The sequence below is a fragment of the Streptomyces longispororuber genome (assembly GCF_014656095.1).
GTDB lineage: Bacteria > Actinomycetota > Actinomycetes > Streptomycetales > Streptomycetaceae > Streptomyces > Streptomyces longispororuber.
Map to the genome: position 1 here is coordinate 1 of NZ_BNBT01000107.1, position 24,365 is coordinate 24,365.

The window sequence follows — 24,365 nt, forward strand, 5'->3', positions numbered from 1 at the left end:
GGGCGCCGGGGTGGGCGATGCGGGGGCCGCGGAGGCGGGCGGCGGCGTGCTGGCCGCGGGGGGCGCGAACCCGGGCGCCTGCCCCGGTGCCTGCGCCTGCGCCTGCGGGGCGGCGGCTGCGGGTTCCTCCTCGGCGACCTCCCCGCCGAAGTTCCGCAGCAGCGCGTCGAGGCCGCCGTCGAAGCCCTGTCCGACCGCGGCGAACCGCCACACGTCCTTCAGGTAGAAGTCACCGAGCATCAGCGCCCGCTCGGTGGAGAACTCCGCGCCGTTGAACGCGTAGCGCGCGACCTCCTCACCGCCCGCGACGATACGGATGTAGCCCGACGTGATCTGGGACATCTGCCCGTCACCGTCGATCGTCGCGGTGAACGACAGCTTCTGGATCTGCTGCGGGATCCGGTCGAGGGTGACGCGGAAGGACTCGTTGTCACCGGCCTGCGCACCCAGGAGCTGGAGCGAGCCCTCCGGGGACTTCGGCTGGTTGTAGAAGATGAAGTAACGGTCATCCGAAAGGCGCTCGTCCGCGTCCAGACCGAAGCAACTGATGTCGAAGCTCAGCCCGGGGGCAGCGATGTGCACGCCGACGTACAGATCGGTCCCCGCGGTGAGGTCACTGATCTTGGCCTTGTGGCCGCGTTGGAATTCCCTGGCCATACGTAACGACCGTCCCCCGTCCCGAGTGTGAACACGTCGCGCCAGGCTAACCGCTCAGTCCGACAGCGGACGACGTCGGTACAGACCCGGTACACAACCGGCGAGGGAGCCCCCGCGCGCGGGCGGCGCCGGGAGCCGCCTCACTCCTCCCTGGCGGCGGGCAGGTGCGGCAGCCGGTCCGCGGCCACCACCCCTTCGAGGTAGCCCCGGGCCCGCTCGGTACGCGGGTACGCCTCCAGGAGCTGCCAGAAACGCGGCCCGTGCCCCGGCACCAGCAGGTGCGCGAGCTCGTGGACGAGGACGTAGTCGACCACGTACTCGGGCATGCCCTGCAGCCGGTGCGACAGGCGGATGCTGCCCTCCGCCGGCGTGCACGAGCCCCACCGGGTGTTCTGATTGGTCACCCAGCGCACGGACGTGGGACGCGCCCGCCCCTCGAAGAACTGCTCCGAGAGCCGCCGCGCCCGCTCGGCGAGCTGACTGTCCCCGAGGACCCGTTTGCTCTCCTGCGCGGCCAGCTTGTCCAGCATGACGCTCACCCACCGCCGCTCCTCCGCCTCGGACATGCGGGCGGGGATGAGGACGACGGTGCGGTCCCCCTCGCGGTACGCCGAGACCGTTCTGCGCCGGCGGGCGCTCCGCCGCACCTCGACCGCGCTCGCCGCCGCCCCGGACGACGGCGGGCTGGTCGCGCTGCGCTGTGGACTTCCGGCGCGGTGCAGTGGGTCGACGGGCACGCCTCGACGTTACCGGTTCGGCAACGGGGAAGTCCCGCCTCCGGGACGGTTCAGTGCCGATCCACCCGCTGTGCCCTCGATCAGCTCGATTAGTACGACAAACCCTCGCCACCTGTGGACAACCGCACGCACCCCGCACCCGTTTCCCGGCATGCTGGCCATCGAGCGGACGTCGACTCGGCCCCGCTCACCGCACCCGCGGAACGCTTGGCGGGCGCGGCTGTGCTCGGCGGCTCGCGGGCGGGGCTGTGCTCCGCGCCCGACGGGCGGGGACGAACGGCGCGGCCTGCGAGCGGGGCGTGAGGCACACGAGGTGCGGCGCAGGCGCAAGGCCCACGGCAGACGGCACACGGCACACGGCACACGGCACACGGCAGACGGAGACGGGCAGACGGGCAGACGGGCAGACGGGCAGACGGCACACGGCACACGGCACACAACAGGTACGACACGGGGGAACACATGCATCCGATCCTCAAGCCGGCGCTGCGGCGCGGCTGGCGCGATCTGAACACCGTCCAATGCGGAGTGACGCCCGCGCACGCCCGCCTGCTGGGCCCGGTCGACACCGCGACGGGCAGCTTCCTCAGCCTCCTCGACGGCACGCGGGGACTGCCGCTGCTGCGTGAGGAGGGCAAGAGAATGGGCCTGCCCGACGGGCACGTGGACGCGCTGCTCCGGCGCCTGGCCCACGCGGGCCTGCTCGACGACGCCACCGGCGGCGGCCCGGCCGCGGACGCCCTGCGTGCCCGCGCTGACACGATGGACCGACTGCGCCCGGACCTCGCCGCCCTGTCCGCCGTCACACCCCACCCCGACGACGGCATCCGCAAACTGGCCGCACGCCGGGCCACCCGCGTGCGCGTACAGGGCACCGGCCGGGTCGGCGCGCTGGTGGCCTCGGTCCTGTCCGGGGCCGGGGTCGGGCAGGTGGACGTCATGGACGGTGGCTGCGTCGAGCCCTGGGACGTCGCTCCCGGCGGGCTGCCCGCCGACTCCGTCGGGCAGCGCAGGGACGCCGCGGCGCGACGGGCCGTGCGCCAAGCCGCCCCCGGCCGCCCGCCACGGCACCCCGAGGCCCGCACCACCGGCGAGCGGCCCCTGTCTCTGGTCCTGATCACTCCTCGTGACGGCCTCGACGCCTACGCCCCGGCACCGTCCACCGCCGAGCCCCTGGTCGCGGCCGGTACGCCGCACCTGTACGCGGGTGTGATCGAGGGCACGGGCGTGGTCGGGCCCCTGGTGCTGCCGGGGGTGAGCGCCTGCGCGGGCTGCCTCGCCCTGGAGGCGACGGACCGTGACGCCGCCTGGCCCCGGATGCTGGCACAGTGGCACTCCGGCCACAGGCGCCAGGTCCCTGCCTGTGACCTGGCCCTGGCCACCGCGGTGGCCGGGCTCGCCGCGGCGCACGCCCTGGCCTTCCTGGACGGCGCGGAGCCCGCGGCGGCCGGGGTGCGCTGGCTGGCGGCGACGCCCCGGTTCGCCTGGCGCGCGCAGCGCCTCACGGCCCACAGCGACTGTTCTTGCGGGGCCGGCGAGCAAGTAAAAGGGGAGCACACCTCAGTGGATCGCGAGCCGCACGAGACAATGACCGGTGTAACCGCCTGAGAGGGCGCGGCTGTCTGGGACTTGGAGGGGCGCATGTCTGATCTTCCCCGGAAGGCGGTCACCCGAACCGCCAAACTGGCCGCGCTGCCGCTCGGCTTCGCGGGCCGCGCGACCTGGGGGCTCGGCAAGCGGATCGGCGGGAAGTCGGCCGAGATCGTCGGACGCGAGCTGCAACAGCGCACGGCGGAGCAACTGTTCAAGGTGCTCGGCGAGCTGAAGGGCGGTGCGATGAAGTTCGGGCAGGCACTGTCCGTCTTCGAGTCGGCACTGCCGGAGGAGGTCGCGGGGCCCTATCGGGCCGCGCTGACGAAACTACAGGAAGCGGCCCCACCGATGCCGACCCGCACGGTGCACGCCGTGCTGGCGGAGCGGCTCGGTGAGGACTGGAGGGAGCGGTTCCGTGCCTTCGACGACAAACCCGCGGCAGCGGCCTCGATCGGCCAGGTGCACCGGGCGGTATGGGAGGACGGCCGGGACGTCGCAGTCAAAGTCCAGTACCCCGGAGCGGGCGAGGCCCTGCTCTCCGACCTGAACCAACTGGGCCGCTTCGCCCGGGTCCTCGGGCCGCTCATCCCCGGAATGGACATCAAGCCCCTCATCGCCGAGCTGCGCGACCGGGTCTCCGAGGAGCTGGACTACGACCTCGAGGCGCAAGCACAGCGCATCCACGCCGAGGAGTTCGCCGACGACCCGGACGTGGTGGTGCCCGACGTGATCCACCAGAGCGAGCAGGTCCTGGTGACGGAGTGGATCGACGGGGTGCCGCTGGCGGAGGTGATCGCCGACGGCTCGCAGGAGGAGCGGGACCGGGCGGGCCAGCTCCTGGCCCGCTTCCTGTTCTCCGGCCCGGCCCGCACGGGCCTGCTGCACGCCGACCCCCACCCGGGAAACTTCCGGCTGCTCCCGGGCGAGAAGGGCGAGTGGCGCCTCGGCGTCCTGGATTTCGGCACGGTGGACCGGCTGCCCGGCGGGCTGCCCCCGACGATCGGCCGCTCCCTGCGGATGACGGTCGAGGGCAGGGCGGACGCGGTGTACGAGATGCTGTGCGAGGAGGGTTTCGTCAAGGATTCGGTCGACCTGGAGCCGGAGGCCGTCCTCGACTATTTGCTGCCGATCATCGAGCCGGCGCTGGCGGACGAGTTCACCTTCACCCGCGGCTGGATGCGCAGCCAGGCGGCGCGGATCGCTGATCCCCGCTCCCCCGCCTACCAGCTCGGCAAGCGTCTCAACCTGCCGCCCTCATACCTGCTGATACACCGCGTGACGCTGAGCACCATCGGCGTGCTGTGCCAGTTGGGCGCCACGGTACGGATGCGGGACGAGCTGGAGGAGTGGCTGCCCGGCTTCCTCGCGGACGAGCCGGAACTGGGCGAAGCGGCGGCTGAGGCATGACCTGATGTGAGCGCGACGGGGGGCGGGGTGGGAGGGGGAGGGGGAGGGGGAGGGGGAGGGGGAGGGGGGGAGCCCCCCAAGGGGATAGGCGCTCCGCAAGGCCGCTACCACCAAGTCGAGTCCAGCCGCCCCTCGATGGCCCGCAGGTTCTCCCGCGAGCAGTTGTCGCAGAAGTAGTGGCGGGTGCCGTTCTCCACGGAGCAGGTCCAGGTGGGCGGGCGGCCGTCGGCGACCGTGCCGCAGCGGGAGCACACGAGGTCCTCGGTGTCCGCACGGTGAGAAGACTGCTGGTCCACTGGGCGACCATATCGCCGTCGCCGGGTGTCCGTTGGCAGAACGCACCGCGGGGGCCGGTCCGTTCGGACCGGCCCCCGCGGGCTGTGGGGCGAAGCTCTTGGGAGCTTCATGTGTGCCTGAGTGGCGCTGGCGTGGCCTACTGCATGACCGCCATGGCGAGCGCGCGGCGGGCGCGCAGCGAGGCGCGTTCGGCGCGGCGCTGCATCCTGCGGGCGGCGATCAGGCGAGCGGCCGGGCGTTGCTGCTCGGCCTCACGCAGTCGCTCGTGCATATGCGCACGGGCCAGGGCTTCTGGGATGAGTTGCATTTCTCGGGTCCTGTTCTGGCGCGAGCCGGGCGCGCCGGTGGTGGTGAAGTCTGGGGTCGCGGAGCCGGTGGGCTCGCTGGCTGGTGCCTTCATCGGGGCCTGCTTCTTGGGGTCGTGCGTGAGGGGGCGGTCGATCGTTCCAGCGGTGTTCATGCCACTACCGGGTTCTTCCGCGGGCGGCCACGCGGGCGCTTGCGGGCTACGACGACGCCCTGGACGAACAGCTCACCGCCCCAGACACCCCAGGGCTCGCGCCGCTCCTTGGCGCCGGCGAGGCAGGCCTCCATCAGCGGGCAGGTGCGGCAGAGCGACTTGGCGTACTCGACGTCGGCCGGGGACTCCGCGAAGAAGACTTCCGGGTCGTAGGCGCGGCAGGGGACGGGTACGCCGAGGTTCTCGATGGCGTCGTCGAGCGCGGTGAGCGCGGTGAGGGGGGTCAAGGTCGGGTCCTCCGTGGGTGCGGGCGGCGGGAGCGTGTCTGAAGGCGGTACGGACGGGGCGTGCGCTTCGAGTTGCACGGTGTGTTCTTCCTCGTCTGGTCGTTCCGGCCTGGTCGGCCGGCTGGCGGCTGGTACCGGGTCTTGCTGTGGCCCCTTCGCTCCGTCTTCCCGGTGTGTGGGGAAAACAGAAGGGCCGCGGATCCCGGGTGGGGTTCCGCGGCCCTGAAGGCGCCGGTCTGATCGAGGTCAGACTGGATCACTCCAGGGTTCGAGCCCACGGAAGGCCCACATCGTGTGGTGCTGCGTCGTCTGCTTCCGGAATCCGGCACCGGCTGCCGCGAGGGCATAGGCCTGCGCCTGTGCCGTCACTACTGCTTCCGGTGCCTTGGTCGGTCGCTCATTGCCCTCACGGATCTCCAGACCCAGGAGAGGCAGGGAGGCAGCCGGACGCACGGCGGCGCTGCCGACGGACAGACCGGTGCCCTGGTGCGAGAAGCCGAGCAGGCAGGAAGCGACGACCGAGCGATCGGTCATTTTGGCGGTGCTGACGAAGCTGTCGTTGATGCTGATCACTGGAATCGCCTCCTCTCGGCGTCTAGGGGAGCGGCCGAAGCCGGTCCTGCGGACTGACAAGTACAGCACGGAACCGGGGCTCCGGAGAAGCCCGCCGTTTCCGTGCTAAGAACCTATGGGGATTGCTGGCGCATGCGCAAACTATTTTTTCGACGAGTTCCGCTCAGTTCGACCCGTCGCCGTCGGCAACCTCCTGACCTGCGCAGATGGCGAGGACGTCGGCGCCGTAGGTGCGTACCTTGCGCAGGCCGACGCCGGGGATGCGGGCGAGGTCGCTCTCCTCCTCGGGCACGGCCTCGGCGATCGCGATCAGGGTCTTGTCCGTGAAGACGCAGAACGGGGGCTGTCCGATGCGCCGTGCACGTCCCGCGCGCCACTCCCACAGGCGCTCGTAGAGCCTCTCGTCCATGTCGGACGGGCAGTCCTCGCAGCGCATCAGCTTCATCTCGCCGGCTTCGGTGAGGGTGCGGCCGCAGACGCGGCAGCGGGCCGGTGTGCGGCTGCGGCGGCGGCGCTCGCGGGGGCTGCCGGGGTCGCTGCCGCCGGTGCCGCGTTCGATGCCGCCGGTGCCGCCGGTCGCCCGTGTCCCGGCGGTCGTGCCGGACCCCGGGCGCAGGCCGTCCAGGAACCGGGTGGCCCTGCGGTTGGGGCGGCCGCCGGGTGAGCGGGAGACCGCCCAGGACAGGGAGAGGTGGACGCGGGCGCGGGTCACGCCGACGTAGAGGAGCCGTCGCTCTTCCTCGATCTGCTCGTCGGTCCTGGCGTACGCGATCGGCATCATGCCCTCGGCGAGGCCGACCAGGAAGACGGCGTCCCACTCCAGGCCCTTGGCGGCGTGCAGGGAGGCCAGGGTGACGCCTTCGACGGTGGGGGCGTGCTGGGCGGCGGCGCGCTCGTCCAGTTCGGCCACCAGGTCGGCGAGGGTGGCGGTGGGCCGGGCGCGGGCGAAGTCCTCGGCGAGGCGCACGAGGGCGGCCAGGGATTCCCAGCGGTCCCGTACGGCGCCGGAGCCGGCGGGGGGCTCGGACGTCCAGCCCTTGGTGGACAGGACGGCCCGGACCTGGGAGGGCAGGTCGACCACGTCGTCCAGGAGGGCGTCGTTGGCGCCGAAGCGGGCGGCGCCGCGCAGGGCCGCGCCGGCTTCGCGTACCTCCGCGCGTTCGAAGAAGCGCTCGGCGCCGCGGAGCTGGTAGGGGATGCCGGCGTCGGCGAGGGCCTGTTCGTAGATCTCGGACTGCGCGTTCGTGCGGAAGAGGACGGCGATCTCGCTGGCGGGGGTGCCGTCGTCGAGGAGGGCGCGGATGCGGCGGGCGGCGCCTTCGGCTTCGGCGGGTTCGTCGGCGTACTCGGTGTAGACGGGTTCGGTGCCGGGGTCGCGCTGGGAGACGAGTTGCAGGCGGTGGTCGGCAGCGCGGCCGCTGGCCTGGGCGAGCAGGCCGTTGGCGAGGTGGACGACCTGGGGGGTGGAGCGGTAGTCCCGGACGAGTTTGACGACGGTGGCGCCCGGGTGGCGGGTGCGGAAGTCGAGGAGGTGGTCGGGCGTGGCTCCGGTGAAGGAGTAGATGGTCTGGCTGGCGTCGCCGACGACGCAGAGGTTGTCGCGCTCGCCGAGCCACAGTTCCAGGAGGCGCTGCTGGAGGGGGCTGACGTCCTGGTACTCGTCGACGACGAAGTGCTGGTACTGGGAGCGGACCTGTTCGGCGATGTCGTGGCGGTCCTGGAGGATGCCGACGGTGAGGAGCAGGACGTCCTCGAAGTCGATGACGGAGCGGTTCCGCTTGAGTTCTTCGTAGGCGGCGTAGAGCTGGGAGATCTCGGCGGGGTCGCGGGGGGCCTCGCGGCCGCGGCGGGCGGCGGCCGCGGCGTAGTCGGCGGGGACGGTCTGGGTAACCTTGCACCATTCGATCTCGCTGGTCACGTCCCGCAGTTCGTTGCGGTCGAGGCGGATGCGGCAGGCGGCGGCCGCGTCGGCGACGAGTTGGACCTTCCGCTCGATGATGCGGGGCAGGGGGCCGCCGACGGCCTTGGGCCAGAAGTAGTGGAGCTGGCGCAGGGCGGCGGAGTGGAAGGTGCGGGCCTGGACGCCGTGGGCGCCGAGCTGGCGCAGGCGGCCGCGCATCTCGCCCGCGGCGCGGTTGGTGAAGGTGACGGCGAGCACGGTGGCGGGCTGGAGGATGCCCGCGTGCACTCCGTACGCGATGCGGTGGGTGATGGCGCGGGTCTTGCCCGTGCCCGCGCCGGCGAGCACGCAGACCGGCCCGTGCAGGGTGGTCGCGACCTCGCGCTGCTCGGGGTCGAGCCCGTCGAGCACCGCGTCGGCCCCGCTCGGCGGCGCCGAGTATGCGGAACCGCCGGGGTCCCGCGGGAAGAGGGTGGAGTGCGTTGCTGCTGTCACCCCGCCATGCTGCCAGGTCTCGTGGGACGCGTGAGCGGGTTGTCCACAGGGAGGCGCCAGTAGTCGTACTAATGAGTCGAAGGTCATGCCCGCGTCCAACCAGGCACATGACAACCGACGCGGCCGCACGCTGCCCGCCCCTCCCCCGCGCCCCTCTCGCGCGCCCCGGCCTCGCCCCCCCCCGGCTTCGCCCCCGGCCTCGCCCTCCGAAGGAGGCGGCCCCGCCCCGGGGGGTCCGCCCACCGGTGGAGGCGCGGGTACGGGAATGACGATCGCGTCGCGTACGTTCGACCTGGTGCGAGACGCACCCGAAGTGCGACAACGCATCCCGAGCCGTGAAGGAGCGCGAGAGACATGCCGGGCACCGTGACGATGTACAGCACCACGTGGTGCGGCTACTGCCGCAGGCTGAAGGGCCAGATGGACCGCGAGGGCATCGCGTACACCGAGGTCAACATCGAGCAGGACCCGGAGTCCGCCGCGTTCGTCGAGAAGGCGAACGGTGGCAACCAGACGGTTCCCACCGTTCTCTTCCCGGACGGTTCGACGCTGACGAACCCCTCGCTGGCGCAGGTCAAGCAGAAGCTCGGCGCCTAGGCGCCGGGCGGGGTCAGGCTGCCGTGCCCGGGCGCGGCAGGGCCTCGCCGTACCAGAGTTCGATCAGGCGGGCCGCGATCGAGATGCCGTAGGGAGGCAGGACCTCCCCGGACTCGAACGCGGCCCGCAGGTCGTCCCGGGAGAACCAGCGGGCCTCGTGGATCTCCTCGCCGTCGACGTTGATCTCCGACGAGGTGGCCTGCGCCATGAAGCCGAGCATGAGGCTGGAGGGGAAGGGCCAGGGCTGGCTGGTGACGTACTCCACGTCGCCGACGGTGACGCCTGCCTCTTCCCAGACCTCGCGGCGTACGGACTGCTCGATGGACTCGCCGGGCTCCACGAACCCCGCGAGCGTGGAGAAGCGGCCCTCGGGCCAGTGCACCTGGCGGCCGAGGAGCGCGCGGTCCTTCTCGTCGGTCACGAGCATGATCACGGCGGGGTCGGTGCGCGGGTAGTGCTCGGCGCCGCAGGCCTGGCAGCGGCGGATGTGGCCGGCCGCGGCGATGACCGTGCGCTCGCCGCAGCGCGAGCAGAAGCGGTGCATGCGCTGCCAGTTCTCCAGGGCCACGGCGTGCACCATGAGGCCGGCGTCGCGCGGGGACAGGAGCAGGCCCGCCTCGCGCAGTCCGGCGGCGCGCGCGGAGGCGTCCATGCGGCCGGGCAGCGTGTCCTTCTGGAGCGCGAAGTAGCTCACACCGTCCTCGTCGGTGCCCAGGAAGTAGCGGTGGGCTTCGGTGAGGGGCGCTTCGAAGGTCGGGGTCATGACCAGTTCGGTGCGGCCGTCGGGGGTCTCGTCGATGAGGACCTGGCCGCCGGAGACCACGAAGACCCGGGTCGAGGGGTGGCTCCAGGCGGCGGCGAGCCAGGCCTCGTCGAGCCGGTGGTGGGCCGCGCGGTCGATGCCGCTCGGCGCGGTGAGCGAGACGGGCCGGTCTGCGGCGCGGTCGGTCCAGGTGGTCACTGGTGCTTCCAACTCCCCCGGTGCTGTGGATGGTTCGGCGAGCGGGTGTCCGCGGTGTGCTCAGTGTGCATCGGGCCAGTGCTCCGCGAGGTCGCCCCACAGGTAGGCGGTGGCCTCGACGCCCTTGAGGAGCAGGTCCAGCTCGACCTTCTCGTTGGGCGCGTGCCAGCCGTCGGAGGGGATGGAGATGCCGAGGAACAGCACGGGCGCGTCGAGGACGTCCTGGAGGTCGGCGGCGGGGCCGGAGCCTCCTTCGCGCGTGTAGCGGATCTCCTGCTCGAAGGCGCGGCCCATGGCGCGGGCCACGGAGCGCAGGGCGGGGTGGTCCAGCGGGGTCAGGCAGGGGCGGGTCGCGGCGCCGAAGGTGATCGTGTGCCGGATGCCGTCGGGGAGCTGGTCGGCCACCCACGCGCGGACGGCCTTCTCGACGTGGTCGGGGTCCTGCCCGGCGACGAGGCGGAAGGAGAGCTTCAGCATGGCGCTGGACGGGATGATCGTCTTGCCGCCGGGGCCCTGGTAGCCGCCTCCGATGCCGTTGACCTCGGCGGTCGGCCGGGCCCAGATGCGCTCCAGGGTGGTGTGGCCGGCCTCTCCGTGGGTGGCGTACGACGTGGCGGTGCGCAGCCACTCGGTCTCGTCGAAGGGCAGCTCCGCGAAGAGCGCGCGTTCGCGGTCGGTGAGCTCGACGATGCCGTCGTAGAAGCCGGGGACGGCCACGCGCGCGTGGTCGTCGTGCAGCGCGGCGACGAGCCGGGCGGCGGCGGTGGCGGGGTTGGGCACGGCGCCGCCGAAGGAGCCGGAGTGGATGTCCTGGTCGGGGCCGTACAGCTCGATCTCGCAGTCGGCGAGGCCGCGCATGCCGGTGCAGACCGTCGGGGTGTCCTTGGACCACATGCCGGTGTCGGAGACGACGACCGCGTCGGCGGCCAGGCGGTCGCGGTGCCGCTCGATCAGGTCGCGGAAGTGCGGGGAGCCGGACTCCTCCTCGCCTTCGACGAGGAGCTTCAGGTGCACGGCGGGGGTGGTGCGGCCGGTCAGGGCGAGGTGGGCGCGCACGCCGAGTGTGTGGAAGAACACCTGGCCCTTGTCGTCGGCGGCCCCGCGCGCGTAGAGGCGGCCTTCTCGGACGACCGGCTCGAAGGGGTCGGTGTCCCAGCCGTCCGCGCGGGCGGCGGGCTGGACGTCGTGGTGGCCGTAGACGAGGACGGTGGGCGCGTGCGGGTCGTCGGACGGCCACACGGCGAAGACGGCCGGGGCGCCGGGCGTCGGCCACACCTCGACGGTCGGGAAGCCGGTCTCCTCGAGCCGCGCGGCGAGCCACTCGGCGCTGCGGCGCACGTCGTGGGCGTGCTCGGGCTGCGCCGACACGGAGGGGATGCGCAGCCACGCGGCGAGGTCGTCGAGGAAGGCGGCGCGGTGCTCGTCGATGTACGCGCGCACGGTGCTGACGGCGCTGTCAGCGGGGTCGGCGGTCTTGCTCATGGTCACGAGCCTATCGGCCCGTGGGAGCGTTCCGGTCCGGCGGCCGGTCGGTCCGGACGCCGCCTCCGCCGGGGCGGCCGGGCGGGGCCACCCCGGGGTCGTGGCGACCGCCGTGGACGGCGTGGGTTCACCCGGAGCCGCCGCCGGGCCCGTGGCCGTGACCGCCTCGGCCGCCCCGGCGATCCTGCCGCCCGGCCGGCCCAGCCCACGGCCGCCCACGGCGTCCTCACCCGCACTGGCTGTCCTGCGCTTACTGGCCGTACCGGCCGTCCTGGGCGTCCTCGCCGTCCCGGGGGTCCTCGCCGAGCAGGATCCGCTCCAGCTCCGCGCGGCCGGGCAGGCTGTCCGGGCGGACGGTGTCGCCAGTACGGACGTACAGGAAGGCCGCTGTCACCGACTCCAGGGGGACGCCATGCTGCTCGGCCCAGGCCAGGCGGTACACGGCGAGCTGGAGCGGGTCGGCGTCCTGGGTGCGGCTGGTCTTCCAGTCGACGATCTCGTACGTGATGTCGTCGCCGTCGCCGTTCTTGTAGACGGCGTCCATGCGTCCCCGGATGACGCGGCCCGCGAGGGAGAGCTGGAAGGGCGCCTCCACGCGGTAGGGCGTGCGGTGGGCGTACGGGGTGCGCTCGAAGGCTTCCTTGAGCGCCTCCAGGTCGCGCTCGTCGGCGATCTCGGCCTCGCCCGGGCCGCCGCCGGGCAGCTCGTCCGGGCCGAGCATGGGCAGGCGCAGCTCTTCGAAGCGGGCCTCCACCCAGGCGTGGAAGCGGGTGCCCCGGCGTGCGGCGGGCTGGGGCGGCCGGGGCATGGGCCGGGCGAGCTCCTGCGCGAGGCCGTCCGGGTCGGCGGCCAGGCGCAGGAGCTGGGAGGCGGTGAGGGTGGCGGGCAGCGGCACCTCGCGGACGCCTTCGCGGGCGCGCAGCAGTTCGCTGGTGAGGGCGTCCAGGTCGCGGTCCCAGGAGGCGAGGACGCGGGACTCCTCCGGCGTGAGAGCCTGCCCGGGGGTACGGGCCTGATCAGGGGCGTGCGGTACGCGCGCGTGCGGGACGGCTGCCCCGGGGACGGGGTGGTCGGTCTCCTGGTGCACCGGGTGGGCAGCGGCCTCCGGGGCCGGAGGACCGGCTGCCTCGGCCACCTCGTGCTCCGGGTGCGCGGAGTACGGCGAGTGCACTGGATGCCCCGGATGCCCTGGATGCACCGGGTGCGGCAACGCGGGTCGCTCGGTGTCCCAGGAGTCCCACACGTCCCAGTCGGCCGGGTCTCCGTCGGCGTCCCCGTCCGCGTGCGGGAGGGCCTGGCCCTCGTCGTCGTACGCGTGCTCGCCCTCACCCTCGTGGACATCCTCGTACGCGTACTCGTACGCGTAGTCGTCGTCCCCGGGGAACCCGTCGTCCTCGGGCGGCGGTGGCCACTCCGGGTCCGCCGCCGGGTGGGACTCCTGGTGGTCGCGGGCCCCTCCGGGCAGGAGGAGGCGGTCCAGGTGGGCCTGGACGGTGTCGGCGGCGGCGCGGCGGCGGGCCAGGGACGCGGGGTCGAGCGGCAGCGGCCAGGCGTGGTCGGTCGCCGCCTCGCGCAGGGCGGGGTTCTCGTCGCCGTCCTCCGGGGCCTCGGCCCAGGCTTCGATCTCGCCGTGGCCGGTGGCGCAGTGGTCGTACAGGGCGGTGAGGAAGTCAGAGGGGCCGCGTGGCTTCTTCTGGGCGGGGCCCCACCAGTGGCCGGAGCCGATCAGGAGGCTGCGGGGGCGGGTGAAGGTCACGTAGCCGAGGCGGAGCTCCTCGGTGTGCTGGTGGTCCTTCATGTCCGTGTGGAAGGCCTTCATGCCCTTGGCGTCCCAGGCGGTGATGTCGGGCAGGGTCTCGGTGTCGCCGCGCAGGGCGTGCGGGACGACCTTGGCCTGGGCGGTCCACTTCTCGCGGCCCTGGGCGCTGGGGAAGGTGCCGTTGACCAGGCCGGGCACGGCGACGACGTCCCACTCCAGGCCCTTGGACTTGTGGGCGGTGAGCACCTTGACGGTGTTCTCGCCGCCGGGCAGGGCGTTGTCGAGGCCCTTCTCGTACTGCGCGGCCGTGCGCAGGAAGCCGAGGAAGGCGAGCAGGGAGGCGGAGGGGTCGTTGGCGGCGAAGGACGCGGCGACGTCGAGGAAGTTCGACAGGGTCTCGCGGCGGCGGGCGGCGAGGGCGTGCGGGGACGCGGACAGTTCGACTTCCAGGCCGGTGACGGCGAGGACGCGGTGCAGGACGTCCATGAGCGGGTCGGCGAGGGAGCGGCGCAGGTCGCGCAGTTCGGCGGCGAGGCGGGCGAACCGGACGCGGGCCTCGGAGGAGAAGGGCAGGCCGTCGTCGTCGGAGGCGTCGATCGGCGACTCCAGGAACGTGTCGAGCGCGTCCGCGAGGGATATCACCTCGGACGGGTCGACGCCTTCGACGGCCGCGGCCAGGCGCCGGTCGGGGTCCTCGGTGGCGGCGTCGGAGGGGTGACCGTGGCGGACCAGGAGGCGGGCGCGGCGGCCCAGGAGGGCGAGGTCGCGGGGGCCGATGCGCCAGCGGGGGCCGGTGAGGAGGCGTACCAGGGCGGCGTTGGCTCCGGGGTCCTGGAGGACCTCGCAGACGGCGACGAGGTCGGCGACCTCGGGGAGGTGCAGCAGGCCCGACAGGCCGACGACCTCGACGGGGACGTCGCGGGCGACGAGGGCGCCCTGGATGTCGGCGAAGTCGGTCGCGGTGCGGCACAGGACGGCGATCTCGCCGGGGGGTGTGCCGGTGCGGACGAGGTGGGCGAGGGAGTCGGCGATCCAGGCGATCTCCTCGCCGTGGGTGCGCAGGAGGGCGCAGCGGACGGTGCCGTCGCGCTCGGCGCCGGGGGCGGGCCGCAGGGCCTCCACGCCCGCGTGGAGGGCGCGCAGGGGCGCGGCGAGGCCGTTGGCGAGGTCGAGGAGGCGGCCGCCGCTGCGGCGGTTCTCGCTGAGCGCCTGGCGGGTGGCGGGGCGGCCGTCGGCGTGGGCGAAGTGGTGCGGGAAGTCGTCGAGGTTGGCGACGGAGGCGCCGCGCCAGCCGTAGATGGCCTGGCAGGGGTCGCCGACGGCGGTGACGGGGTGGCCGGTGCCGCCGCCGAACAGGCCCGCCAGGAGGACGCGCTGGGCGACGGAGGTGTCCTGGTACTCGTCGAGGAGGACGACGCGGAACTCGTCGCGGAGGATCGCGCCGACGTCGGCGCGGGTGCGGGCGAGGGTCGCGGAGTGGGCGATCTGGTCGCCGAAGTCGAGCAGGTCGCGGGCGCGCTTGGCCTCGCGGTACCGCTCGACGAGGCCGGTGAGCTCGATGCGGGCGGCGGCCGTCTCGGGAACCTTGCGCAGGTCGGCGTTGGTGAGCTTGGCGCCCGCCAGGGTGCGCAGGAGCTCCGTGTCGTACACGCGGAGCGCGGCGGGGTCCACGAGGTGCTCGGCCAGCTCGCTGTCGAGGGCGAGGAGGTCGCTGACGAGGTCGGGGACGGAGCGGGTCAGCGCCGGGTACGGGCCGGGGGCCTCGCGCAGGACGCGGGCGGCGAGCTGGAAGCGGGTGGCGTCGGCGAGGAGCCGGGAGGTGGGCTCCAGGCCGATGCGCAGGCCGTGGTCGGTGAGCAGGCGGCCGGCGAAGGCGTGGTACGTGGAGATGACCGGCTCGCCCGGGGTGGCGTCGGGGTCGGCGGCGTCGGGGTCGGTCACGCCCGCCTTGACCAGGGCCTGGCGCACGCGGTCGGCGAGCTCGCCCGCCGCCTTGTTGGTGAAGGTCAGGCCGAGGACCTGCTCGGGGGCGACCTGGCCGGTGCCGACCAGCCACACCACGCGCGCGGCCATCACCGTCGTCTTGCCCGATCCGGCCCCGGCCACGATGACCTGCGGGGCGGGCGGCGCCGTGATGCAGGCCGTCTGCTCCGGGGTGAACGGGATGCCGAGGAGCTCCTTGAGCTCGTCGGGGTCGGTGATGCGGGAGGACACGTCAGAGAGGCTAGCGGCGGCCACTGACAATCGGGACGGATCCGGTCGTCAGGGGCCGCCGACCACCGTCGTGGGGGGGGTGGCCCGGCGGGAGGCGCGGCTCTCCGGGGGGGCGCTCTCCGGAAGGGCCGATCAGCGGAAGAGCCCGAGCGGCAGGAGCGGCCCATCCGCGCAGAAGCCGGCCGGCAGCGGGAGCCGCCCCGGAGCGCCCGGGCAGCCCAGGTGCGGCCCAAGCAGCCTCTAGGCAGCCCGAAGCGTGTCCAGAGCCCTTGGGCAGCCCGAAGCGTGGTCCTGAGCCCGCAGGCGGCCCGGGGCGTGACCTAGGAGGCGCGCGCCCCGGGGGGCGAGAAGGGAACCCCGGGGTGACTCAGCGGCCCGCCAGCTCCTTCTCGTCGACGACCTCACCGGAAGGCGGCGCCTTGACGTCGATGGGCTTGTCGAAGTCCCGGAAGGTCGCCGTGCCCTTGGAGTCACCGTCGTTGGTGACCTTCAGGAAGTACGGCTTGCCCTCCAGGGCGACGTAGAAGGTGGTGGTCTCGTCGCCCTTCTTCTTGACCAGGACGGCGGTCTTCTGGCCGTCGACCTCGGCGTCGTCCCCGCGCTCCAGGCCCTTGAGCTTCTTGCCCTCGAACATCTTGCGGCCGCCCAGGTCGCAGGCGCTCTTCCCCTTGGCGGGCGACTTCACCCAGCGTCCCTTGACGCGGTCGGCGACGCCGGGGCCGGTGGCCTTCCAGAACGCCTCGTCGCCCTTGATGTAGGAGGTCTCGCCGATGGTGAGGAGCTCGGAGTGGCCGGTCTTGGGCGATTCGATCGTGGCCTTGCAGTCGCCGCTCTCCAGGACGGAGAACTCACCGGTGATCTCCTGGCCGTCCTGAGTGGTCCGGCTCAGCATCGTGAAGGAGCCGGCGCCCCGGGAGGCCGTCGACGCCTTCTTGGCGATCTTGTCGGCGCTCATGCCCTCGAAGGGGTCCTTGTCGCCGCTGTCACTGCTGCAGCCCGTGACGCCGATGACGGCGACGGCGCAGACGGCTGCCGCTGCCAGGAGCTTACGGTTGGCTGCCATGTGGGGTTCTCCTCAGGACGGTGCACGTACGGGTGGTGCGGGACGCACCGGGCGCCGCGGACACGGCGCGGCTTGACGGAGACCTTAGATGGCCCCTGCGGCCGCCGCGGGCGCGGGTGGCGGTACGTGACTTCGGCCACGCACCCGGGGGTGACGGTGGGGTACGGCGTCACTCCACGACGTGGCGGCCTTCGGGGAGGGCGCTGCAGGAGGCGCGGAAGGCGCAGTGGTTGCAGTGCTGGCCCGTGGTGGGCGTGAAGCGCTCGTCCAGGACCTTGCCCGCGGCCGTGGCCAGCAGGCCACCGATCCAGTCGCCGCCATCGCCGCCACCGCCGCCACCACGACCGTTGCCGTCGGTGTCGCCCTCGGCGTCCGGGCCGTTCCCGGCGTCCGTGCCGCGGCCCAGGGGCGGCTGTGTCTGCACCTTGGGCAGGGTGTCGCCGCCGTCCTTCTTGGCGGCGCCCTGGCGCAGGTGCACCAGTTCCGCGCCGCCCGACTCGGGGCGGGCGCCGTCGAAGAGGGCATCGGCCGCGCCCTCGCGCACGGCGAGCTGGTAGACGGCGAGCTGCGGGTGGCGGGCGACCTCGGCGGCGCTGGGGGCCTGTTTGCCGGTCTTGAAGTCGACCACGTAGGCGCGGCCGTCGGCGTCCCGTTCGACGCGGTCCATGGAGCCGCGTACGCGCACCTCGTAGGGGCCCGCTTCGAGGGTGACGTCGAAGTCGTGCTCCCCGGCGAGGGGGGTGCGGCCCGCGTGGGCGCCGCTGACGTGCCACTGGAGGAAGCGTTCGAGCGCCACGCGCGCGTGCTCCTTCTCCTGCTCCGACTTCCAGGGGGCGTCGAAGGCGAGGGCGTCCCACACCGATTCCAGGCGCTCCATGAGGACGTCGAGGTCGGCGGGCGTACGCCCGGAGGCGACCTCGTCGGCCAGGACGTGCACCACGTTGCCGAAGCCCTGGGCGGCGGTGGCGGGCGCGTCCGCCTTCACCTCGCGGCCCAGGAACCACTGCAGGGCGCAGGTGTTGGCGAGCTGGTCCAGGGCGCTGCCGGAGAGCACGACCGGCTTGTCGCGGTCCCTGACGGGCACCGTGCTCGCCGTCGGCTCGAACATGCCCCACCACCGGGAGGGGTGCGCGGACGGTACGAGGGGCCGCCCGTCGGTGTCGCTGAGCGCGGCGAGGCGGGCCAGGCGCTGGGCCGCGGCCTCGCGCAGGGCGTCCGAGGCGCGCGGGTCGACGGTCGTGGCGCGCAGCTCCGCGACGAGCGCGGCGACGGACAGCGGGCGGCGCGGGCGGCCCGTCACGTCCTTCGGCTCGACGCCGAGTTCGGTGAGGAAGCGGGACGGCTGGTCGCCGTCGTCGGCGGGCGCCTTGACGGCGGTGACGACGAGGCGTTCCCGCGCGCGCGTGGCGGCCACGTAGAACAGCCGGCGCTCCTCGGAGAGCAGGGCTCCCGGGGTGAGGGGTTCGGCGATGCCGTCGCGTCCGATGCGGTCGGCCTCCAGGAGGGAGCCGCGGCGGCGCAGGTCGGGCCAGAGGCCCTCCTGGACGCCCGCGACCACGACGAGCCGCCACTGGAGGCCCTTGGAGCGGTGGGCCGTCATGAGGCGTACGGCGTCGGGGCGCACGAGGCGGCGCGTGAGCGTGTCGGCGGCGATGTCCTGGGCCTCGATCTCCTCCAGGAAGTTCAGGGCGCCACGGCCGCCGGTGCGTTCCTCCGCGCGCGCGGCGGTGGCGAACAGGGCGCACACCGCGTCCAGGTCGCGGTCGGCGTTGCGGCCCGCCGCGCCGCCGCGCCGAGCGTCGCGCTCCAGGCGCCGGGGCCAGGGGGTGCCGTCCCACAGCTCCCACAGCGCCTGTTCCGCCGTGCCGCCGCTCGCGAGGCGGGCCCGCGCCCGGGCCAGGAGCTCGCCCAGCCGCTGGGCGCCCTTCGCGTACGAGGGGTCGTGCGCGACCAGCCGCTCCGGCTCGGCCAGCGCGCGGGCGAGCAGGACGTCGGAGGGCGGGGGCAGGGGGTTGCCCGCGGCGCGCTCCTCCTCGCGCAGGGCGCGGCCGAGGCGGCGGAGGTCGGCGGCGTCCATCCCGGCGAGCGGGGAGGTGAGCAGGGTGAGGGCGGTCTCGGTGTCGAGCCAGGAGCCGACCGCGCCCGCCCCCGCGCCCTCTTCCGTGCCCGTGCCCGCATCCGCGCCCTCCGAAGACGCGGCTTCGGAATCGCTGTCCTCCAGAAGCGGTGATGCGGGAGCGGCTCCCTCCGAGGGCACCGGTTCCGCTGTGTCCGTCTCCCCCAGCTCCGCCGTGGCGACAGCGCGCAGGGCCGTCAGGAGGGCCGTCACCGCCGGCTCGTGGCGCAGGGGGATGTCGTCGCCGTCTATGTCCAGGGGGACGCCGGCGGCGGTGAGGGCGCGGCGGAAGGCCGGGATGGTGCGGGTGCCGGCGCGGACGAGGACGGCCATCTCGCTCCAGGGGACGCCGTCCTCCAGGTGGGCGCGGCGCAGGACGTCCGCGATGTTGTCGATCTCCGTACCCGCCGTGGGGAACGTCAGGACGTCGACGCGTCCGCCGTCCCTGACGGCGGCGAGGTCCCGGTGGGCGCGCACCTTCTCGGCGGGGAGGCGGGTGAGCGACATGCGCCGGGTGAGGAGGCGGGTGGCGGCCAGGAGGCGGGCGCCGGAGCGGCGGGACGTCGTGAGGACCTCGACCGGCGCGGGGGTGCCGTCCGCGCGCGGGAAGTCGGACGGGAACCTGAGGATGCCGTTCACGTCGGCGCCGCGGAAGGCGTAGATGGACTGGTCGGGGTCGCCGAAGGCGACGAGGTCGCGCCCGCCGCCCGCGAGGGCGCCCAGGAGGCGCACCTGGGAGGGGTCGGTGTCCTGGTACTCATCCACGTACACGGCGTCGTACTGCGCGGCCAGGGCCCGTGCCACCTCGGGGCGGTGGGCGAGGAGCACCGCGCGGTGCACCAGCTCGGCGTAGTCGAGCACGCCCTGGAGGTCGAGGACGTCGAGGTACTCGGCGAGGAACGCGGCCGCCGCGCGCCAGTCCGGGCGGCCGGTGCGGCGCGCGAAGGCGTCCAGGGCGGCCGGGTCGAGGCCCAGCTCGCGGCTGCGGGCGAGGACGGCGCGCACCTCGTCGGCGAAGCCGCGGGTGGTGAGGCAGGCGCGGAGCTCGTCCGGCCAGCGGACGCGGGCGAGGCCCTCCCGGCCGAGGTCGAGCTGGCCGGCGAGCAGCTCCCGTACGGCGACGTCCTGCTCGGGTCCGGAGAGCAGCCGCAGCGGCTCGACGAACAGGTCGGCGTCCTGGTGGGCGCGGACCAGGGCGTAGCAGAAGGAGTGGAAGGTGGTGGCCTGCGGGGCGTCGGCGGCGCCGAGGCGGTGGGCCATCCTGTCGCGCAGTTCCACGGCCGCCTTGCGGCTGAACGTGAGCACCAGGACGCGCTCGGGGTCGGTGCCCTTGGCGACGCGCGCGGCGACCGACTCGACCAGGGTGGTGGTCTTGCCGGTGCCCGGACCTGCGAGGACGAGCAGCGGGCCGCCGTCGTGGTCAACCACGGCGCGCTGTCGTGCGTCCAGCTCAGGGGGGTCCGCAGGCACCGGCGGGGTACGCACCAGCCGGTAGGCACCCGAGGCCCCCTGTCGTACCTGCTGGTACGACAGGTGCCTGGCGTGCCGTGCGTGCCGGGCGGATGAAGTGGAGCTCACGTGGGTCGCCGGTCCTGGTGGGTGTGCTGATCGAGGAGTGGCTGCGGGACAGCTACGAGATGAGGGTGCATGCGTGCTGTCGACGCTACGCCAGCGGGTGCGTGGGGCGTGGGGCTTCCCCCGTACGGGCCACCGGCCCACCGTCGGGCGCCCGCGTGCCGGAAGCTGTCAGATGTGAGCCTCCGGAGTCCGCGGCCGCCCGCCGAGGTCGCCCGTCGCGCGGTCGGGGCCGTCGGCCCGGCCTGCGGGAACGGCCTCCCGGCCGTCGCGACCGCCCGCGCGGCCGCCGGCAGCGACCGCCCCGCCGCCGGAAGCGACCACCTCGCTGTCAGGAGCGACCGCCTCGCCGCGAGGGGCGGCCTCGCCACCCTGGGAGCCGACCGGCCCACCCTGAGAGCCGACCGGCCCGCCCTGGGAGCCGACCGGCCCGCCGTCCCAGCGTGCCCGCCGCATGTCGAGCCGCGGCACGTGCCCCTCGGTGGTCCGGCCCGCCTCCCTGAGGGGGGTGCCCTCGGCGCGGTACGCCTCCAGGGCGCGCAGTTCGTGGCCGGGGAGCAGGACGCCGTCGGCGCGGACCACGCGCCACCACGGGACGCCGCCGCCGTAGAGGGACATGACCCGGCCGACCTGCCGGGGGCCGCCTTCCTCCAGCCACTCGGCGACGTCTCCGTAGGTCATGACCCGGCCCGGAGGGATCGCCTCCGCCAGGTCCAGGACGCGCTCCGCGTACTCCGGCAGCTCCGGTACCGCTCGGCTCTCCTCGCTCATCCGATCCATCTTGCCGCATGGCACCGACACCGTGACCGGGTGACGACGAAGCGTCCGAGACGGCGTACAAAACCGTCCGAAGTGGCACATCGTGTCTCTTTCACGCCCCCGTATTGCCCCCTGATGCCCCTCGTTGTCGGCGGGGCATGCCACCATCGTGCGGGCGGTGACAGGTGATACGAGATCAAGAAGAGGCGACGGAGCAGCAGAGCGTGCATTCCGACAAGACGGCTGGCACCTCTGCGGGCACGTCACGCCGCGACTCGGGTGAGTCGGCCCTGAGACCCCACGGAGAGCTGCCGCCCCGGCCCGACGCGGCCGAGGGACAGCCCCCCTCCACGGACGCCCCCGGCCAGGACGCGGCCCCGGCGGCGGACCCCGCTCCGGCGGCGGGCCCCGCCCCGGCTTCGGACCCCGGCCAGGACCCGGCCCCCGCCCCGGCGCCCGGCAAGGACCCGGCCCCGGAACCCCCGCTGGCCGATCCCCCCGTCGTCGCCCCCGACCACGCCGTCGACCACGCCGCCCACGCAGGCTGCGGCGACGAGGACGCCTACAACGAGCGCGTGGAGGGCGACGAGCCCCTGCTCCCCGCGCGCGTGCACCGCCCCTCCGACCTCATGCGGCTGCTCGTCGGCATCCTGGCGATCGCCGTGGTGCTCGCGATCTCCGCGTTCGCGCACGGCACGACGTCGGGCCTGGAGCAGGACATCAACGCGGGCACCGGCGAGCCGCCGGACCTGCTCATGAAGCTGGCGGGCCTGACCGCGAGCATCGGCGTGCTGCTCGTGCCGGTGGCGTTCGCCATAGAGCGCCTGATCAAACGGGACGGGCTGCGGATCGCCGACGGCGTGCTCGCGGCCGTCCTCGCGCACGGCGTGACGCTGGCCACCGACCTGTGGGTGGCCAGGGGCGCCCCCGAGTCCATCCAGGACGCCCTCACCCAGCCGTCGCCCGGCGACGTGCACGCGCTGACCGACCCGGTGCACGGCTACCTCGCACCGGTCATCGCGTACATGACGGCCGTGGGCATGGCGCGCCGGCCGCGGTGGCGCGTCGTGCTGCTCGTGGTGCTGCTGCTCGAGGCGTTCACGATGCTGGTGTCGGGCAACACGACGCCGTTCTCGATCATCCTGACGGTCCTGATCGGCTGGAGCGTGGCGTACGGCACGCTGTACGCGGTCGGTTCGCCGAACGTGCAGCCCACCGGCCAGACGCTGCTCGCCGGTCTGCGGCACGTCGGGTTCCGCCCGGTGAGCGCCGCCCGCGAGGACGCCGGCGACAGCGCGGACCAGGCGGCCGACCGTGGCCGCCGGTACTTCGTCACCCTGGAGGACGGCCCGCCCCTCGACGTCACGGTCATCGACCGCGAGCAGCAGGCGCAGGGCTTCTTCTACCGGGTCTGGCGCCGGCTGACGCTGCGCGGCATCACCACCCGGCGCAGCCTCCAGTCGCTGCGCCAGGCGCTGGAGCAGGAGGCCCTGCTCGCGTACGCGGCGATCGCGGCGGGCGCCAACGCGCCGAAGCTGATCGCCACCTCGGAGCTCGGCCCGGACGCGGTGATCCTCGTCTACGAGCACACGGGCGGGCGGTCCCTGGACTCGCTGCCGGACGAAGCCCTCACCGACGAACTGCTGCGGGAGACCTGGCGGCAGGTGCGGGCGCTGCAGTCGCGGCGCATCGCGCACCGCAGGCTCGCCGGGGACGCCGTCCTGGTGGATCGTTCCGGCAGGGTGATCCTCACGGATCTGCGCGGGGGCGAGATCGCGGCCGGCGACCTGGTCCTGCGGATGGACATCGCCCAGTTGCTGACCGCCGTCGGCCTGCGGGTGGGCGCGGAGCGCGCGGTCGCCGCGGCGGTCGACGTGCTCGGGCCCGACGCCGTGGCCGACTGTCTGCCGCTGCTCCAGCCGATCGCGCTGACCCGCTCCACGCGCGCGACGCTGCGCAAGCGGGCCCGTGAGCGCGCCCAGCGGGAGCGGGAGGCGGTCCTGGAGGCGTCCCGGAGGGCGAAGGCGGCGCGCGGCGAGGACGAGCCGACCGCGACGGCTACGACGGCTACGACGGCCGCGACGGCCGCGGACGCGGCGGAGCACGAGGCTAACGGGACCCGCGAGACCCAAAAGGCCCACAAGGCCCGCGAGACCCAAAAGGCCCACGGGACCCGCGAGACCCAGATGGCCCACGAGGCCCACAAGGCCCGCGAGACCCACAAGACCCCTGACACCCCTGACACCCCTGAGACCCACGAGACCCCCGAAGCCGCGGACGCGGCCGGGCCCCGGTCCGGGGACGTGGCGGCGCGCAAGGCCGCGCGTGCGGAGAAGCAGGCCGAGAAGCAGGCCATGGACGTGGCCATGGAGCAGGCCCGTGAGGAGGACCTGCTCACGCAGATCCGCCACCAGGTGCTGCTGATCCGGCCGACGGCCCCGGTGGAGCCGGCCCAGTTGGAACGGATCAGGCCGCGCACGCTGATCAGCTTCATCGCCGGCGCCCTCGGCGCGTACTTCCTGCTCTCGCAGCTCACCCACGTCGACTTCGGCACGATCATCGACGAGGCCGAGTGGGGCTGGGTGGTCGCGGCGGTGGCGTTCTCCGCGCTGAGCTACTTCGCCGCGGCGATGAGCCTGCTGGGCTTCGTGCCCGAGCGGGTGCCGTTCCTGCGGACGGTGTCGGCGCAGGTCGCGGGGTCGTTCGTGAAGATCGTGGCGCCCGCCGCGGTCGGTGGCGTCGCGCTGAACACCCGGTTCCTGCAGCGGTCCGGGGTGCGCTCGGGGCTCGCGGTGGCGAGCGTCGGCGCCTCGCAGCTCTTCGGCCTCGGCTCGCACGTACTGCTGCTGCTGGTCTTCGGCTACCTCACGGGCACCGAGAAGACGCCGTCGCTGACGCCGTCGCGCACGGTCATCGCGGGCCTGTTGTCGGTGGCGGTGCTCGTGCTCGTCGTCACCGCCATCCCGTTCCTGCGCAAGATCGTCGTGGCGCGCGTGCGGTCGCTGTTCGCGGGGGTCGTGCCGCGCATGCTGGACGTGCTCCAGCGCCCGCAGAAGCTGCTCACCGGCATCGGCGGCATGCTGCTCCTGACGTTCTTCTTCGTGCTGTGCCTGGACGCGTCCGTACGGGCGTTCGCCAGCGAGGAGATGGGCACGCTGAGCCTGGCCAGCGTCGCGGTGGTGTTCCTCGCGGGCAACGCCCTCGGCTCGGCCGCGCCCACGCCGGGCGGCATCGGCGCCGTCGAGGCGACCCTGACGGTCGGCCTGATCGCGGTGGGCGTACCGAAGGACGTGGCGGCGCCCGCGGTGCTGCTGTACCGGCTGCTGACCCTGTGGCTGCCGGTGCTCCCGGGGTGGCTGTTCTTCAACCACCTGACGCGCAAGGGGCTCCTGTAGGGCCCCTCCCGGGCCCGCGGCCGGGTCACCCGCACGGC

17 protein-coding genes are annotated in these 24,365 nt (G+C 73.8%); 4 read left to right on the forward strand and 13 right to left on the reverse strand.

Translation table 11 applies throughout. The annotated features are described in order from the left end of the window. Positions 1 to 657 (reverse strand): TerD family protein (locus IE330_RS26785; protein WP_190138695.1); only part of this gene is annotated, 657 nt, incomplete at its 3' end. A gap of 140 nt (positions 658 to 797) precedes the next feature. Beyond that, positions 798 to 1,394 (reverse strand): M48 metallopeptidase family protein, encoded by a 597-nt coding sequence (locus IE330_RS26790; protein ID WP_190138696.1) that lies wholly within the window; start codon positions 1,392 to 1,394, stop codon positions 798 to 800. Between the two features lie 462 nt (positions 1,395 to 1,856). Between IE330_RS26790 and IE330_RS26795 the strand changes: the two genes are divergently transcribed. Further along, positions 1,857 to 3,002 carry a ThiF family adenylyltransferase gene (locus tag IE330_RS26795; RefSeq protein ID WP_190138697.1) on the forward strand — a complete coding sequence of 382 codons (1,146 nt, stop codon included), beginning with the start codon at positions 1,857 to 1,859 and terminating at the stop codon, positions 3,000 to 3,002. A 33-nt stretch (positions 3,003 to 3,035) separates the two neighbouring features. Continuing rightward, positions 3,036 to 4,394 (forward strand): ABC1 kinase family protein, encoded by a 1,359-nt coding sequence (locus tag IE330_RS26800; RefSeq protein ID WP_190138698.1) that lies wholly within the window; start codon positions 3,036 to 3,038, stop codon positions 4,392 to 4,394. A gap of 104 nt (positions 4,395 to 4,498) precedes the next feature. Here IE330_RS26800 and IE330_RS26805 read toward each other — a convergent pair whose 3' ends face one another. The 5 genes from IE330_RS26805 to IE330_RS26825 form a co-directional block, all read right to left on the reverse strand. After that, positions 4,499 to 4,690 carry a hypothetical protein gene (locus IE330_RS26805; protein WP_190138699.1) on the reverse strand — a complete coding sequence of 64 codons (192 nt, stop codon included), beginning with the start codon at positions 4,688 to 4,690 and terminating at the stop codon, positions 4,499 to 4,501. 137 nt (positions 4,691 to 4,827) lie between these two features. After that, positions 4,828 to 5,151: a putative WhiB-interacting protein gene (locus tag IE330_RS26810; protein WP_190138700.1), complete on the reverse strand. Its 324-nt coding sequence runs from the start codon at positions 5,149 to 5,151 to the stop codon at positions 4,828 to 4,830. Beyond that, the gene (locus tag IE330_RS26815) at positions 5,148 to 5,516 is read right to left on the reverse strand and encodes a WhiB family transcriptional regulator (protein ID WP_030359819.1); all 369 of its coding nucleotides are present in this window, start codon (positions 5,514 to 5,516) and stop codon (positions 5,148 to 5,150) included. The genes IE330_RS26810 and IE330_RS26815 overlap by 4 nt, the downstream gene beginning before the upstream one ends. 168 nt (positions 5,517 to 5,684) lie before the next feature. Further along, entirely contained in the window at positions 5,685 to 6,011 is a 327-nt protein-coding gene (locus IE330_RS26820) for a hypothetical protein (RefSeq protein WP_190138701.1), read from the reverse strand. Between the two features lie 163 nt (positions 6,012 to 6,174). Then, the gene (locus tag IE330_RS26825) at positions 6,175 to 8,493 is read right to left on the reverse strand and encodes an ATP-dependent DNA helicase UvrD2 (RefSeq protein WP_190138702.1); all 2,319 of its coding nucleotides are present in this window, start codon (positions 8,491 to 8,493) and stop codon (positions 6,175 to 6,177) included. Positions 8,494 to 8,760: 267 nt separating this feature from the next. On the opposite strand from IE330_RS26825, the gene IE330_RS26830 reads away from it, so the two are divergent. Further along, positions 8,761 to 9,003, forward strand: coding sequence for a mycoredoxin (locus tag IE330_RS26830; protein WP_190138703.1), 243 nt, complete (start codon positions 8,761 to 8,763; stop codon positions 9,001 to 9,003). 13 nt (positions 9,004 to 9,016) lie between these two features. On the opposite strand, the gene nudC is transcribed toward IE330_RS26830, so the two are convergent. The 6 genes from nudC to IE330_RS40090 all read right to left on the reverse strand — a co-directional run bounded on the left by nudC (position 9,017) and on the right by IE330_RS40090 (position 20,944). Beyond that, positions 9,017 to 9,964, reverse strand: a complete 948-nt coding sequence (nudC, locus tag IE330_RS26835; RefSeq protein ID WP_190138704.1) for an NAD(+) diphosphatase — start codon at positions 9,962 to 9,964, stop codon at positions 9,017 to 9,019. 60 nt (positions 9,965 to 10,024) lie between these two features. Continuing rightward, positions 10,025 to 11,446 carry a dipeptidase gene (locus tag IE330_RS26840; protein WP_190138705.1) on the reverse strand — a complete coding sequence of 474 codons (1,422 nt, stop codon included), beginning with the start codon at positions 11,444 to 11,446 and terminating at the stop codon, positions 10,025 to 10,027. Positions 11,447 to 11,696: 250 nt separating this feature from the next. Beyond that, positions 11,697 to 15,419, reverse strand: coding sequence for an ATP-dependent helicase (locus IE330_RS26845; RefSeq protein WP_190138706.1), 3,723 nt, complete (start codon positions 15,417 to 15,419; stop codon positions 11,697 to 11,699). A 367-nt stretch (positions 15,420 to 15,786) separates the two neighbouring features. After that, entirely contained in the window at positions 15,787 to 16,482 is a 696-nt protein-coding gene (locus IE330_RS26850; protein ID WP_190138707.1) for a hypothetical protein, read from the reverse strand. 169 nt (positions 16,483 to 16,651) lie between these two features. After that, positions 16,652 to 20,176 (reverse strand): ATP-dependent helicase, encoded by a 3,525-nt coding sequence (locus IE330_RS26855; RefSeq protein WP_190138708.1) that lies wholly within the window; start codon positions 20,174 to 20,176, stop codon positions 16,652 to 16,654. A gap of 168 nt (positions 20,177 to 20,344) precedes the next feature. Further along, positions 20,345 to 20,944: an MGMT family protein gene (locus IE330_RS40090; RefSeq protein WP_373314734.1), complete on the reverse strand. Its 600-nt coding sequence runs from the start codon at positions 20,942 to 20,944 to the stop codon at positions 20,345 to 20,347. Between the two features lie 212 nt (positions 20,945 to 21,156). Between IE330_RS40090 and IE330_RS26865 the strand changes: the two genes are divergently transcribed. Further along, a complete protein-coding gene (locus IE330_RS26865; RefSeq protein WP_444546236.1) occupies positions 21,157 to 24,327 on the forward strand; it encodes a lysylphosphatidylglycerol synthase transmembrane domain-containing protein in 3,171 nt (1,056 codons plus the stop codon). Positions 24,328 to 24,365: the final 38 nt, after the last annotated feature.